This is a genomic window from Actinomyces succiniciruminis, from assembly GCF_900002405.1.
In the GTDB taxonomy this organism is placed as follows: Bacteria; Actinomycetota; Actinomycetes; order Actinomycetales; family Actinomycetaceae; genus Actinomyces; species Actinomyces succiniciruminis.
Genome location: NZ_LK995531.1, coordinates 28,988 through 42,492 on the forward strand (window position 1 = coordinate 28,988; position 13,505 = coordinate 42,492).

At 68.5% G+C, this 13,505-nt stretch carries 12 protein-coding genes and 1 pseudogene; 8 read left to right on the forward strand and 5 right to left on the reverse strand.

Annotated features, from left to right (window positions below; all coding sequences use genetic code 11):
* Nucleotides 1-231: 231 nt before the first annotated feature.
* Nucleotides 232-612, forward strand: a complete 381-nt coding sequence (locus BN1056_RS11490; RefSeq protein ID WP_210581364.1) for a hypothetical protein — start codon at nt 232-234, stop codon at nt 610-612.
* Between the two features lie 18 nt (nt 613-630).
* Here BN1056_RS11490 and BN1056_RS11495 read toward each other — a convergent pair whose 3' ends face one another.
* From BN1056_RS11495 to BN1056_RS11505, 3 genes are all read right to left on the reverse strand, one after another.
* The gene (locus tag BN1056_RS11495) at nt 631-1,512 is read right to left on the reverse strand and encodes an NAD(P)H-binding protein (protein ID WP_210581366.1); all 882 of its coding nucleotides are present in this window, start codon (nt 1,510-1,512) and stop codon (nt 631-633) included.
* A 66-nt stretch (nt 1,513-1,578) separates the two neighbouring features.
* Nucleotides 1,579-1,947 carry a nuclear transport factor 2 family protein gene (locus tag BN1056_RS11500; protein ID WP_210581368.1) on the reverse strand — a complete coding sequence of 123 codons (369 nt, stop codon included), beginning with the start codon at nt 1,945-1,947 and terminating at the stop codon, nt 1,579-1,581.
* Between the two features lie 44 nt (nt 1,948-1,991).
* On the reverse strand, nt 1,992-2,957 hold the full coding sequence (locus BN1056_RS11505; protein WP_210581370.1) for a sugar-binding transcriptional regulator: 966 nt from the start codon (nt 2,955-2,957) through the stop codon (nt 1,992-1,994).
* Between the two features lie 255 nt (nt 2,958-3,212).
* Here BN1056_RS11505 and BN1056_RS11510 point away from each other — a divergent pair, with 255 nt between their 5' ends.
* The 5 genes from BN1056_RS11510 to BN1056_RS11530 all read left to right on the forward strand — a co-directional run bounded on the left by BN1056_RS11510 (nt 3,213) and on the right by BN1056_RS11530 (nt 8,351).
* On the forward strand, nt 3,213-4,205 hold the full coding sequence (locus tag BN1056_RS11510; RefSeq protein ID WP_210581372.1) for a phosphotriesterase family protein: 993 nt from the start codon (nt 3,213-3,215) through the stop codon (nt 4,203-4,205).
* Between the two features lie 15 nt (nt 4,206-4,220).
* A complete protein-coding gene (locus BN1056_RS11515; protein ID WP_210581375.1) occupies nt 4,221-4,889 on the forward strand; it encodes an orotidine 5'-phosphate decarboxylase / HUMPS family protein in 669 nt (222 codons plus the stop codon).
* Nucleotides 4,886-5,770, forward strand: coding sequence for an L-ribulose-5-phosphate 3-epimerase (locus tag BN1056_RS11520; RefSeq protein WP_210581377.1), 885 nt, complete (start codon nt 4,886-4,888; stop codon nt 5,768-5,770). Before BN1056_RS11515 ends, BN1056_RS11520 begins: the two co-directional genes overlap by 4 nt.
* A gap of 149 nt (nt 5,771-5,919) precedes the next feature.
* Nucleotides 5,920-6,867 carry a sugar kinase gene (locus BN1056_RS11525; RefSeq protein WP_210581379.1) on the forward strand — a complete coding sequence of 316 codons (948 nt, stop codon included), beginning with the start codon at nt 5,920-5,922 and terminating at the stop codon, nt 6,865-6,867.
* Between the two features lie 89 nt (nt 6,868-6,956).
* Nucleotides 6,957-8,351, forward strand: coding sequence for an MFS transporter (locus tag BN1056_RS11530; RefSeq protein ID WP_111819919.1), 1,395 nt, complete (start codon nt 6,957-6,959; stop codon nt 8,349-8,351).
* A 183-nt stretch (nt 8,352-8,534) separates the two neighbouring features.
* Here the strand turns inward: BN1056_RS11530 and BN1056_RS11535 are convergent, their stop codons facing one another.
* The gene (locus BN1056_RS11535) at nt 8,535-9,272 is read right to left on the reverse strand and encodes an L-ribulose-5-phosphate 4-epimerase (protein ID WP_210581382.1); all 738 of its coding nucleotides are present in this window, start codon (nt 9,270-9,272) and stop codon (nt 8,535-8,537) included.
* A 213-nt stretch (nt 9,273-9,485) separates the two neighbouring features.
* Complete coding sequence (locus BN1056_RS11540) at nt 9,486-11,444, reverse strand: glycoside hydrolase family 127 protein (protein ID WP_210581384.1); 1,959 nt, start codon at nt 11,442-11,444, stop codon at nt 9,486-9,488.
* A 167-nt stretch (nt 11,445-11,611) separates the two neighbouring features.
* Here BN1056_RS11540 and BN1056_RS11545 point away from each other — a divergent pair, with 167 nt between their 5' ends.
* Nucleotides 11,612-12,934, forward strand: a complete 1,323-nt coding sequence (locus BN1056_RS11545) for a glycoside hydrolase family 27 protein (protein WP_210581386.1) — start codon at nt 11,612-11,614, stop codon at nt 12,932-12,934.
* Nucleotides 12,935-12,943: 9 nt separating this feature from the next.
* Nucleotides 12,944-13,505, forward strand: a pseudogene (locus BN1056_RS11550) (alpha-N-arabinofuranosidase); the annotation flags it as partial.

Genomic DNA, 13,505 nt, shown 5'->3' on the forward strand with positions numbered 1-13,505 from the left:
CCGCCCGGCGAGTGCCGCGCGCCGGGCCGACACTGCGCACACGAGTTCTCCCCTGATACACGCGTTTTGGAGCTTTGCGGGTGCGGGGCACGTGCAAAGCTCCAAAACGCGTGATCGTGGCGATAACGCATGTTCGTGATGGCCTGCGCTTGGGCGTGCCGCACGCTTTGACGGACAATGAGTCAAGGCTCGAGCCGCTCGGACTCGGGCCGCCCGGCAGAGGAGCCGACCATGACATCTGGACACACCGGCGTCCGCCCCATGCAGACGGGCCGTCAATCCCTGCTCGCCCGGATCATGCTCATCGCATTGACCATTGCGGTTCTCGGCTCCGCCGGGTTCGGCACCTGGGTGGCCTTCATCTACGACGGCGGGACGCCCACGCTGATCCCCTTCGCGCTCGTCGGGCTTCTAGGCGGGTTGTTCGCGCTGTGGGGCCTGTCCGAGCAGTCGGCGAAATGGGTCGGCCTGGCGGCCGTGCTTCAGGTGTTCGCGCCGACGGGTGCGGCGTGGGCGGCCAGCCTGGTCCTCGCGATGTTCGGAGCGGTCGTGCTGGTGATGCAGTGGAGGGCCGGCCGTCACCTCCCGGGTCGGCAGCATGCCCACGCCTGAGGCGGCACGCGCCACAGTTCAGCGCAGTACCTCCGCCAGTGTGAGCGGCGTGCGCCCGGTGAGCGCGCGGACGTCGTCGGTGACGGTGGCGAGGACGCCGGAGGCAATGGCGGTGTACGTGGACACCCAGGCGTCCAGCTGCCAGTCGGGCACGCCGTAGCTGCGCCGGGAGGCGTAGGCCTCCTCCAGGCTCTGGTCCCGGTAGACGGTGAGGGGGCCGGTGACGGCCGTGATGGTGGCCGCCGCCTCGGCCAGGGTGAAGGCCTCGGGCCCGGTGAGTTCGTAGGTCGCGCCGTCGTGGCTGGTGTCACCGGCCGCGGCGGCGGTGAGGATGGCGGCGGCGCTGCGGGCTACGTCCGCGCGGGCGACCGCGGCGACGCGTCCGGAGCCCGCCGGACCGGCGATGACGCCGTCGACGGCCAGATCGGGGATGAAGTCGGCGTAGAAGGAGTCGCGCAGGAAGGTGACGGCCATGCCGGACTGGCGCAGGTGCTCCTCCGTGGCCTGGTGGGTGCGGGCCAGGGTGAAGGCGGCGTCGGGGGCGGCGGCGAGGAAGCTGGTGTAGACGACGTGCCGTACCCCGGCGGCGGAAGCGGCGTCGATGAAGGTCTTGTGCTGCTCGAGGCGGTCGGCGCTCTCGGCCGCGGAGACCATGAACAGCAGGTCGATTCCCTGCAGGGCCTGCGCGGCGGCGTCGGCCTGGCCGTAGGAGGCGACGGCGACGTCGTCGGCCCAGGCGGGGGCCTTCGCCGGGTTGCGCACGAGGAGGCGCTGATGCAGGCCGGCGTCGTGCAGCAGCTCGGCGACACCGCCACCGACCTTGCCGGTGGCACCGGTGACGGCGATCGTGAGCGGGCGGGCGGAGGGAGAAGCGAGGGCTGGGCCGGCAGTGGTGCTCATGGCACCTGTCTACCCCACTCCCCCACGGGCCGGCGCAAGGAACTCGCCGAGGCGGGTGGCATGGCGTCAGCGCCAGGTTCCGTGCCAGTCGTACAGCGGCGCGGTGGTCTGGTACTCGCGGAGTTCGACGATCCCTCCATTTGCGGATCGGGCTATGGTCGCGCCCTCGAAGGCGCTGCGTGTGCCGTCCCAGGTGCACTCGAAGAACCACTGCGCAGCCTCTCGGTCAGCGATGACGAAGTGATCGGTGATCTTCCACCGGTGCACAATCCCGCCAGCGGCAAACCACTCCCGCGCCCAACGTCGCACCCAATCGCGGCCCCGGTACACCGGGCCGTAGCACTCAACAATGACACAGTCCTCCGCGACCGCGGCGGCGATGCGGTCTACGTCGTTTGCAACCCAGGCGTCGATGTACTCTGTCAGCGCGCTCACACCGGCACCATAAGTGATCAATCGGCAAGTGCTTGCGACGCAACTCAGGCCTGCGTGGCGGACTCGAGTACGGCGCGGGCGGTGACCTCGTCGGTGACTAGCGCGGAGAGGTAGCCGCCGCGCAGGGCGGCGCGGATCGCGGTCACCTTCTCCTCGCCCGCGGCCACGCCGACGACGAAGGGAATCTCCTTGAGTCGCTCGGGCTCCATGCACAGGGTGCGCTCGCACAGTGCCGTGGGCACGTGCTGTCCCTCGGCGTCCAGGTGGTGCCCGCACACGTGTGCAACCGCGCCGCGCCGGCGGCACTCGCGCACCACCTGCGGCGTCATCCACTTGCGCAGCAACGGGCTGGTGGACTCCCCCACCGCGCCGATGCCCGTCAGGGCGACGTCGCTGCGGGCGGCCAACTCCAGCGTGGTGGCGACCTGGTCCTCTTGGCGCACGGCGCGCGCCAGGTTCAGCGAGTCGAAGACCAGCGGCACGGTCAGCGACCGGTAGCGACCGCCCAGCCGCATGGCCAGGTTGCGGCACACGTCGCCGCCGTCGCCGAGGTCGTAGGACTCCCCCGCCGAGCCGATCATCGCCACCACCGTCGAGGTGGGCCAGGTGCGCTCGGGCATCTGATGCACGACGGCGGCCACGGCCCGCCCGTTGGACACCGCGATCACCGACCGCGGGCCGCAGTGCTCAACCAGCAGCTCCGCCGCGGCCCGGGCGACGTCGGGGGTGACGCCGGGAACGAACGGACGGGACACCTCGGTGACGCGAGCCTGTTTGAGGCCGAAGGCGGAGGTGAGTTCCTCCTCCAACGCCATCAGCCGCTCGATGGGGTGTGCGACCGTCACCTGAACGATCCCGACTCGGCGGGCCTCGGTCAGCTTGCGTGAGACCGTGGAGCGCGAGTAGCCCAGGCGCTCGGCGATCTCGTCCTGACTGAGGTCCTTGTCCCAGTACAGGTGGGCGATGTCCAGCAGCAGCCGCGCGTGTTCGCGATCCAAGGTTGCGCACATAGTTGCATCATATCGTCAATCAATTCCGACTTGGGAGGCGATAAGTGCAGCCATTCCTGTTCTGAAGGCCACCTACCCTGAGGTGATGATGCACGGATGTGCAATGCGCGCCCTTGGGGGTGGCGTCGTCCGCCTTAGCGTGGAACCACCGCGGCGGTGAGAGCCGGTGGTGACAGCCAACTCTCGCCGGCACCTGCCGGCACGAATTCCGCCCGGTGTGCAGTACATCGCTCATCCGTTCGAAGGAGAACCCCCATGGCAATCGTCCGCACCATTCACGGCGACGTCGACCCGTCCACGCTCGGCGTCGTCAACGCCCACGACCACCTCATCCGCGTCGGCGCGGGCGAGGTCTACATCGAGCCCGACCACCTCCTGGACGACGAGGACAAGGCGGTCGAGGAGGCCGGCTACTTCGTCGACGCCTCCAAGCGCTTCGCCCCCACCGCCACCATCGTGGACATGTGCCCGGCGTCCTCCGGCCGCGGCGTGCTCAAGCTGAAGCGCGTCGTCGAGCGGGTCCCCGACCTGCAGGTCATTCAGGCCACCGGCTTCCACCAACAGAAGGTCTACCTCGAGTGGCGCCAGTCCTGGGTCAACCAGTACACCGTCAACGAGATCGCCGACCTGCTGATCGCCGACATCGTCGAAGGCGTGGACGCCAATGACTACATGGGACCGCTGGTCAAGCGCACCGACGTGCGTGCCGGCGTCATCAAGTGGGCGACCGCCTACGGCAAGATCACCGACTGGGAGGCCAAGACCGGTAAGGCCGTCGCCATCGCCTCCAAGGAGACCGGCGCGCCCGTCAACACCCACGTCACCGCCGGCACCTGCGGCCCCGAGCAGGCCCGCTTCCTGATCGAGCAGGGTGTGGCCCCGGAGAAGATCGCCATCGGGCACATTCAGCGCAACTGGGACCCGTGGATCCAGGAGCAGATCACCAAGCTCGGCGCCTACGTGGAGCTGGACGGCACCAACCGCATCAAGTACGTGCCGGACAACGCCCGCGTCAACCTGCTCAAGGTGCTCGGCGAGAAGGGCTACGGCAAGCAGATCCTGCTCGGCACCGACTCGGGCAAGGCCTCCTACCAGAAGGCCTACGGCTCGGTCTCCGGGATCGACTACGACCCGGCGGTGTTCTGCCCGCGCCTGATCGACGACGAGGGCTTCGACCCCGACTACGTCCAGGACCTGCTGGTGAACAACGCCGCCACGTTCTTCGCCTTCGAGCCCCTGGCCGGCTGAGCGAGGCGAGTTGAAATGAGCGAACCCCGCAACACGCCCAGGCTCCAGATCGCCCTGGACACCCTGGACCAGCCCAGCGCGCTGGGCCCCCTGCAGCAGGCGGCACCGTACGTCGACGTCATCGAGTGCGGCACCATCCTGATCCTGTGCGAGGGCTACCACGCGGTGCGCAACATTCGCGCCCTGTTCCCGGACAAACAGATCCTCGCCGACGTGCGCATCGCGGAGGCGGGCGCCAAGATCGCCCGCCTCGCCTTCGAGGCCGGCGCGGACCTGGTCTCCTGCGTGGCAGGCGCCTCCATGACCACCATCGAGCAGGTCTGCAAGGTCGCCGCCGAGTTCGACGGCGAGGTACAGGTGGAGCTGGCCGACGAGTGGTACGACCCGGAGCGGGCCCGCGCCTGGCGCGCCGCCGGCGTCCAGCACGTCATTGTCAAACGGTCCCGCGACCGGGAGGCCGCCGGCGACCTGTCCTGGAAGGCCGAGGACATGGACCGGGTCGACGAGCTGGCGGACATGGGCTTCACGGTCACCGTCACCGGCGGCATCAACGTGGGGGACCTGCCGGCCTTCGCGGGCCGCAGGGTCGGCATCGTCATCGCCGGACGCTCGATCGTCGGCGCCGACGATCCGGCCGCCGCCGCATCTGCGCTGCGCGACGCCATCGACGAGGTGTGGTCATGAGCCTGACCTCCCTCGACGACGGTATCCGCCTGGGCATCTACGAGAAGGCCCTGGTCAGCAACCCGCTGGCCACCCCCGACGACTGGGCGAGCTTCCTCGCCCAGGTGCCGCAGGCCGGCTACTCCTTCCTGGACCTGTCGGTCGACGAGTCCCCGGAGCGGGAGGCCCGCCTCGAGTGGGGACCACGCCAGTGCCGCATGGTACGTGAGGCCGCCGAGTCGGTCGGCACCGGCATCGGCGGGGTGTGCCTGTCGGTGCACCGGCGCATAGGCCCGGGTTCGGCCGACCCCGAGGTGCGGCGTCGGGCCCGCGAGGTCATGGCCCGCGGCTTGGAACTGTGCCACGAGCTGGGGGCGCCCGTAATCCAGATCGCGGGCTATTACGCCTACTACGAGAACCCCCACCCGGACGCCGAACGCTGGTACGGCCAGCTGCTGGCCGACGCCGTGCCCCTCGCCTCTCGCCTCGGGGTGGTGATGGGGATCGAGAACGTCGACGGCACCGACGTAACCTCGATCCGCAAGGCCATGGAGTTCGTCGACGCCGTCGGCTCCCCCTACCTGCAGGTCTACCCCGACCTCGGCAACATCGCCGAGCAGGGGCTTGACCCCGCCGTCGAGTTGGAGGCGGGCCGCGGGCACATGGTGGCCATGCACGCCAAGGATGTGCGCCGCGGCGAGCCTCGACGGGTGGAGATGGGCACCGGCATCGTCGACTGGGACAAGTCCTTCCAGCTGCTCGCCGCCCAACACTGGACCGGTCGGCTCATGATTGAGATGTGGAACGACGACGCGCCCGACTCCGTCGCCCGTTGCGTGGCCGCGCGCGAGTTCATTGAGGGCAAGGCCGCCGGCGCCGGCATCGCCATTCAGAGGCCCTGAGCGCCATCAGACGACTCGCAACGCGAGCCGCACGCGGCACACGCCGTCATCCCCTGACCGTCTTCGAGAACCCCTACGGCTGCAGCCAGACAGGCAGCCGCAGCGCCGCCCATTCGCGGCCACACACAGCCAACCAGAAAGACCGAACAATGACGTACGACCTGACCACTATCGGTGAGGGGCAGATCCGCCTCACCTGTGAGCGTGGCGAACGGCTGTCCACAGCCCGCTCACTGCGCATGACCGCCGCCGGCTCCGAAGCCAACGTCGCCGGACTGCTCAGCGAGCTCGGCCGCTCCACCGCCTGGGCCTCGAAGCTGCCCAAGGGCGAGCTGGCCGACCGCATCGCCCTGGAGTACTCCGCCGTGGGCGTGGACATCCGTCACACGGTGATGACGGAGGAGGGCCGGGTGGCCCTGTACTTCCTCGAACCGGGCGAGTTCCCGCTGCCGGGCAAGGTCACCTACGACCGGCTGCACACGCCCTTCCGCACCATCACGCCGGAGGAGTTCGACTGGGATGCCCTGCTGGACACCCGCGTCGTCTTCCTCACCGGCATCACGGCCGCGCTCACCCCCGATACCGCCCGAGTGGTGCGCTACTTCGCCGACGCCGCCGTCGAGCGGGGCGTGGACGTCGCCCTGGACGTCAACTTCCGCTCCCTGCTGTGGACCGGCGAGCAGGCACGCGAGACCCTCGAGCCGATCGCGCGCCAGTCCTCGATCCTGTTCTGTTCGCGTACGGACGCCCGGGTGGTGTTCGGCATCGACAAGCCGGACGTGCAGGCCTGCCACGCCCTGCGCGAGGAGATGGGCGTGCCCACGGTGGTCTCCACCGACGGCCGCGCCGGTACCTACCTGTCGACGGCGGAGAAGGATCGCATCTTCGAGATCCACTCCGTCCCGGTGATCGACCGGCCCGGGGCAGGTGACTCCTTCGTCGCCGGCACGCTGCACGGCTGGCTCGACGGCGACGTCGAGAAGGGCATCCAGATGGGCACCAAGGTCGCCCAGATCGCGCTGACGCACCACGGCGACCTGACCCACGTGCGTCCCGGCGAGCTGCAGACCCTGCAGAGCTCGGACATCGTCCGCTGAGCAAATCGACCGCACCGCCGGGCGGCGCACAGCCGCCCGGCGGCCGGCCCCTAATCAAACGTCTGCTCAATCGACAAGATCGGATTGAAATGAGTACACAGGCAACGGCGCCTGCGGCGCCGCGGGGGAAGACCGCCCCTGAACAAATCGACAATCATCACCTCACCGGTCACCAGAAGTCGCTGATCGGCATGGCGATCGTGGGCAACGTGTCGGAGTTCTTCGACATGTTCCTCATCGGCTTCATCATCAACCTCCTCATCGAGACTCCGGGCTGGAACCTGACCGGATTCCACTCCGGCGTGATCCTCGCCGGCTCCGGCCTGGGCACGGTCCTCGGCTCCATTACCTGGGGCCGACTGGCGGACGTGTTCGGTCGCAAGGCCGCCTTCATCTGGTGCATCGTGGTGCTGGTGGTCTTCACCGCTGGCTCCGCCTTCACCCCGGTGAACGGCTGGATTCTGTTGGCCATCCTGCGCACCGGTGTGGGCTTCGGCGTCGGCGGCCTCAACATCACCTCCGTGCCCTTCGTGCAGGAATTCGTACCCGCCAAGCAGCGCGGCCTGTTGGCCGGGCTCACGAGCGTGTTCATTCCGGCCGGTATCTTCCTGGGCGGGCTGGTGACCAAGTACTTCGGCGATGCGCTCGGCTGGCGCGGACTGATCGCCGTCGGCTGCATCCCCATCGTGCTGCTCGCCTGGGCGCGCATCATTCCCGAGTCGCCGCGCTTCCTGCAGTCCCGCGGGCGTGACCGGGAGGCCAAGGAGGCCTACGCGTGGGCCATGGAGATCCCCATGGAGCAGGTGGCCGATCTGCCCGACATCAAGGAGACCTCGTCGGCGTCCTACTCGGTCATCTTCAAGAAGTACCCCAAGCAGCTGCTGGTGGTCGCGGTCGGATCCTTCTGCTTCATCATGGGCTCCTTCACAGTGCAGTCCTGGGGACAGACGCTGCTGGGGCAGTCGTTCAAATTCTCTGCGGGCGCCGTGGCGACCCTGTTCATGTTCGTATCTCTCGGTGACCTGCTGGGCCGCCTGGGATCGGCCTGGATCTCCGACAAGATCGGACGGCGTTGGACCATGTTCGGCTGCGGCATGATCGGTGCCGTCGGCGCCCTGATCGCCGCCTTCTCCACCCGGATGGTCTCCTCCGGCGGAGAGATCGGCAACGCCGGCTACGTGTTCTTCGCCGGAATCTTCATCGTCATGATGTTCGGCGACGGCGCCTTCGGCATCCTCAACGCCTTCGGCGGCGAGCAGTTCCCCACGGAGGCCCGCTCCACCGGCCTCGGCCTGGGGTACGGGATCGGCGCGATTGCCAAGGTCGTCGGCCCCTACTTCGTCGGTGCCCTGGTGGGCTCCTCGGAGCTCAGCCCAGAAGTGGTGTTCCTGCCCTTCATCATCTTCGCGGTGCTGCTGTTCCTGGGTGGCGTGGTCTACCTGTTCGCCCGCGAGACGAAGGGTGCCGCACTGGAAGACATCTGAGTGCCCCGTCGTGGCCGCGGTCCGCGGACCACGGCCACGACGTCGCATGACGTCGCCAACTGCTCGGCCGACGCCGAAGCCCGGGACAAACGGGTTGCCCCCGGAACCGTGTGGGTTCCGGGGGCAACCCGTATCTCAGCGACCAGGCGACGTTGGCGAACGCGGACCCGGTTGCCGGGTTGGTTAGTGTTGGCCGTAGACGTTCTGGTAGCGGTCGTTGAGCCGGTCGATCAACTCCGGCTCGATCGGCACCAGCTCACCACCCTGACGCGCAATATGCACCGTACGCGCCACCTCCTCACACATCGCCGCAGCCTTCACCGCCGCCCGCGCATCAACTCCGATCGTGAACGGACCATGATTCGCCATCAACACCGCCGGCGACCGCGACCCCGACAAGGTCTCCACAATCCCCCGACCAATCGAATCATCCCCAATCAAAGCAAACGGACCCACCGGAATCTCACCCCCAAACTCATCCGCCATCATCGTCAACACACACGGCACCGGCTCCCGCCGCGCCGCCCACGCCGTCGCATACGTCGAATGCGTATGCACCACACCACCCACCCGATCCATATGCCGATACACATACGCATGCGCCGCCGTATCCGACGACGGCGTCAGATTCTCCGGCGTCCCATCCTCAATCTTCACCCCATCCAGCGTGCACACCACCATATTGTCCGCACAAAGCTCCTCATACGCCACACCCGACGGCTTAATCACAAACAACCCCGTCCGCTCCACACTCCCATCCGCACGCTTCACCACCACCCGCTCAGACACATTCCCAGCCGTCCACACCACCAAACCCCACCGAATCAACTCCCCATGCAAACGCGCCACCCGCTCACGCGCATCAGCCACCGCCCCACGCACACCATCATCCAAATCAGCCAACACAATCCGCTCAGTCATGTTCTTCTCCTAGTTGTTCGTCGGGTGGGTCATGGTCTGCGGCGGCGCCGTTCGGCACCGTTGCCGCACTGGTGAGGCCTTGCTGAACATCCGATCGCCGGGTGTCGCACGGGCCCGGCCGCGGCGGTCACCGCGGCTCAACACCCCAATAGTGAACGTTCACATCGGTGGTGTCAAGGCACCTGATGTCGGCGGCGCACTGGCCCAGGCGCCTCAGACGGTCGGGATCCAGACGCGCATGGCGCCGGGACCGCGGTTACCCCAAGTGGAGAAGGGCACCAGATTCGCTTCCAGGCTTCGCGTGGGCGCCTCCCGTTCGCCCCAGGCGGCGGCGCGGTACAGCGAATCCTCTGCCGTGCGCACGCTCAGATCGACGCGCAGCGCGGGGGCCGGAGCGTCTCCTGACGACGGCAGTTCGGTGACCACGGGGACTGCGGGTAGGTATACGTCGTCGACGGCGGCGTCTTCGGGCAGGTCCACCTGCTCCAGGCAGTACAGGATCGGCCCCCGCTCGAGGGCGACGGCACCGCGTACGGCGTCCACACGGTAGTTGGCGGCAGTCCAGCGGGGACGGAGCGGGAGGTGCAGGACGGCGCCGTCGACCTCGTCGGCCGGGATCTGGACGAAACCGCGAGCGCCCTCGCCGTCGGACACCGATCGCCGCCTACCACCCACGTCTAGGGTGGCCCCCTGCGCCCAAGCCGGGATGCGTACCCACACCGCCGACCCAGGGGGAAGGGCACCGCCCGCCACGTACAGGGAGATCTCGCCGTCGGTGGGGTAGCGAGTCCGGACCGTCAGCGTTCCGCTGCCGAGCGATTCTGGCAGCTCGATCTCGCAGGCGAGAAGTTGGTGCAGTTCCAGCGCGGGCCCGTCCGGGGCCTGCCGGACGGTGGCCACGTACGCACCGGCCTGGGCGATGGTGCGCGCGATGTTGGGCGGGCAGCAGGCGCAGGCGTACCAGGGCTGCCGCTGCGCGGGGGCATTCTCCTCGCTGAAGCGGTCGGGACGTCGCTGCATGGGGTTGGAGTAGAAGAAGCGGGTGCCGCTCTCATCCACCGACGCGGCCAGGGCGTTGTAGAGCTCGCGCTCCATGACATCGGCGTAGCGGCGGTCCTCCCCGGCCAGCAGCATGCGCCAGGTCCAGTGCAGGTCCGCGATGGTGGCGCAGGTTTCGGCGTAGGCGCGGTCGGAGGGCAACTCGTAGTCGTTGCCGAAGGACTCGTCGCGGTGGCGGGAGCCGAAGGCACCGGACAGGTACATCTTGCGCTCGTGGACGCGTTCCCATTGCGCTCGCATGACGTCGTGTAGTGCCGACTCACCGGTTTCCAGGAACAGGTCGGTGACGCCGGCGTTCAGGTACAGCTGGCGGACCGCGTGGCCGGTGGGGTCGATGGCCTCACGCACGCGCACGTGGTCCTGGTAGTAGCGATGTCCGAAGCCCTCGTCGGGGAGGATGTCGTGGCCGCGCTGGTTGATCAGATGCTCGGCCAGGTGCAGCCAGCGGGCCTCGCCCGTGTGGCGGTGAAGCTCGATGAGTGCGGTCTCGATCTCGGGGTGCCCCGGAATGCCGTCCTCACGGCCCGGGCCGAAGCGGCGGTCCACCAGGGCGGCAAAACGGATCGCGACCTGGAGCAGATCGTCCCGTCCGGCTGCCCGGTCCAGGGCGACGGCCGCCTGGATCAGGTGCCCGAGCACATACATCTCGTGGTTACGGTCCAGTTCGACGAAGCGCTTGTCCGGGCGAACGCCCTGAATCCAGGTGTGCAGATAGCCGGTCGGCTCCTGCACGCGGGCGATCAGCGCGATGGCCTCGTCGAGCCAGGCGTCGAAGTCGTGGGTGCCGGAGCGCGCGATCTCCCAGGCGACCGCCTCGATGACCTTGTACAGGTCCGAGTCGGCGAAGACAAAGCCCCGGTAGGGCGCGCCGGACTCGCCGATCACGCGCCGGAAGTTGTCCATGACGCCGGAACCCTCAAGCTGCTCAATGCAGTGGGGAATGGTGTGGGCGGCGTTGCGCTCCTGCCAGTGGCCGAGCAGGCTCTGCGAGGCGATGTGGACCTGGTTGATGCCGAGCGGGGTGCGGCCGACGGGGCGGGCGTGTGGTCCCGGAGCGGCAGGGGCGAGCAGCCGGGCCGTCGCATCTGCACGCTTCGCCTGGTAAGACCTCATTGTCTACTCCTCTTCGTTGCAGGAATCCCCTGCACATAGGGGCCGCGAATGGCTCTGGCTGCGTTGAGGGCGTCCGCCGGCGCAGCGGCCCCGATCATAGACTTGCACGCGTTGTGCGCCGCCCACTGCCGACCCTGCCACTCTCCAAAGGAGTTGAGGAGTCAACGATGCCGTCACCCGTGCTCGCGCCCGCCACCTTCCCGCCGCGCGGCTGGAACTCGTGGGACTGCTTCGGCGGGTCGGTGACCGAGGCCGAGGTTCTAGACAACGCGCGTTTCATCCACGAGCACCTGCTCGCACATGGCTGGGACACCGTCGTGGTAGACATCCAGTGGTACGAGCCGGCCCCCGGCACCGCGGACTACAACGCCCACTCGGCGGCAGTCATCGACGCCTACGGGCGTCCGCTGCCCGCCGAGAACCGTTTTCCCTCGGCGGCGGGTGGAGCCGGGTTCGGGCCGCTGGCGGAGGCGATCCACGCCCTGGGATTGCGCTTCGGCGTGCATCTCATGCGGGGCATCCCGCGCCGAGCCGTCGCCGCGAACGCCCCGATCCTCGGCACCGCCTACACCGCCCGGGACGTCGCCACTCCCCCATCCGACCGCTGCCACTGGAACCCGGACAACGAGGGTGTGCAGCCGGATCACCCCGGTTCCCAGGCCTGGTACGACTCGTTGCTCGCACTCCTGGCCACCTGGGGCGTGGACTTCGTCAAGGTCGACGACGTGCTCTACCCGCCCATCCGCCGCCCCGACATCGCCATGATCCACCGCGCGATCAAGCGCTCCGGCCGCGACATCACGCTCAGCCTGTCTCCGGGGCGCGAGCTGTCGCTTGCACACGCCGACTTCCTACGCGAGCACGCCCAGATGTGGCGGGTCTCGGACGACCTGTGGGACGACTGGGAAGCAGTCGTGGAACAGTTCCAACGGGCCGCACGCTGGGCCGCAGTACAGAGCGACGACGGTGTCGGGGACCTGGACATGCTGCCTCTGGGGCGAATTGGTCTACGCGCGCATGTCGGCGACCCGCGGCACTCGCGCCTGAACCTCGACGAGCAGCGCACCATGCTGACGCTGTGGAGCATTGCGCGCTCCCCGCTCATGATGGGCGGACACCTGCCGGAGTCCTCGCCGGAAACCATCGCCCTGCTCAGCAACGACGCCGTGCTCGCCCTGGGTGAGCGGGGCACCGACTGCCGTGAGATCATCCGCGACGGCGACCTCGTGGTCTGGCGCTCCACGCTGCGTCCGGCGCCCGGCCGGAGGGAAGGGGAACGGGAGGTCCGCGCCGTCTTCAACCTCGGCGATGAGCCCCGCACCCGCCGCCTGCACCTGGCCGATCTCGGGCTGCCCCAGACGACCCGCCACCTCACCGACCTGTGGACCAGCAAGCGCGCCGCCGTCGTCGACGGCTGGTGGGAGATGGACCTGCCCGCCCACGGCTGCGCCGTCGTGGCCGCTGTCGGAAATCCGTCTCAACACGATTAGGAGAAGCCCATGGCCCTTTCCGCCTGCACCGACTCGCCCCGCGCCGTCGTCGACCTCGATGTACCCGGCCCCACCATCTCCCGTCACATCTACGGGCACTTCGCGGAGCACCTGGGCCGCTGCATCTACGGCGGCTTTTACGTGGGCGAGGACTCCCCCATCCCCAACGCCCACGGTCTGCGCACCGACGTCATTGAGGCGCTGAGGGCGATCGCCATCCCCAACCTGCGCTGGCCCGGCGGCTGCTTCGCCGACGAGTACCACTGGCGCGACGGTATCGGCCCCAAGGATCAACGCCCCACCATGGTCAACACCAACTGGGGCGACGTTGTGGAGGACAACTCCTTCGGCACGCACGAGTTCATGGAGCTGTGCGAGTTGCTTGGAGCCGACGCCTACATCACGGGCAACGTCGGCTCGGGCACGGTGCAGGAGATGAGCGAATGGGTCGACTACCTGACCCGCGAGGGGGACTCCCCCATGGCGCGCCTGCGCCGGGCCAATGGCCGCGAGAAGCCGTGGCGGGTGCCGTTCTTCGGCATCGGCAACGAGCCCTGGGGCTGCGGCGGGA

What these genes read in the sequence shown, in the direction of transcription:
- BN1056_RS11490 (WP_210581364.1), top strand. Translation starts at nt 232, where the DNA reads ATGACATCTGGACACACCGGCGTCCGCCCCATGCAGACGGGCCGTCAA.
- BN1056_RS11495 (WP_210581366.1), bottom strand. Translation starts at nt 1,512, where the DNA reads ATGAGCACCACTGCCGGCCCAGCCCTCGCTTCTCCCTCCGCCCGCCCG.
- BN1056_RS11505 (WP_210581370.1), bottom strand. Translation starts at nt 2,957, where the DNA reads ATGTGCGCAACCTTGGATCGCGAACACGCGCGGCTGCTGCTGGACATC.
- BN1056_RS11510 (WP_210581372.1), top strand. Translation starts at nt 3,213, where the DNA reads ATGGCAATCGTCCGCACCATTCACGGCGACGTCGACCCGTCCACGCTC.
- BN1056_RS11515 (WP_210581375.1), top strand. Translation starts at nt 4,221, where the DNA reads ATGAGCGAACCCCGCAACACGCCCAGGCTCCAGATCGCCCTGGACACC.
- BN1056_RS11520 (WP_210581377.1), top strand. Translation starts at nt 4,886, where the DNA reads ATGAGCCTGACCTCCCTCGACGACGGTATCCGCCTGGGCATCTACGAG.
- BN1056_RS11525 (WP_210581379.1), top strand. Translation starts at nt 5,920, where the DNA reads ATGACGTACGACCTGACCACTATCGGTGAGGGGCAGATCCGCCTCACC.
- BN1056_RS11530 (WP_111819919.1), top strand. Translation starts at nt 6,957, where the DNA reads ATGAGTACACAGGCAACGGCGCCTGCGGCGCCGCGGGGGAAGACCGCC.
- BN1056_RS11535 (WP_210581382.1), bottom strand. Translation starts at nt 9,272, where the DNA reads ATGACTGAGCGGATTGTGTTGGCTGATTTGGATGATGGTGTGCGTGGG.
- BN1056_RS11540 (WP_210581384.1), bottom strand. Translation starts at nt 11,444, where the DNA reads ATGAGGTCTTACCAGGCGAAGCGTGCAGATGCGACGGCCCGGCTGCTC.
- BN1056_RS11545 (WP_210581386.1), top strand. Translation starts at nt 11,612, where the DNA reads ATGCCGTCACCCGTGCTCGCGCCCGCCACCTTCCCGCCGCGCGGCTGG.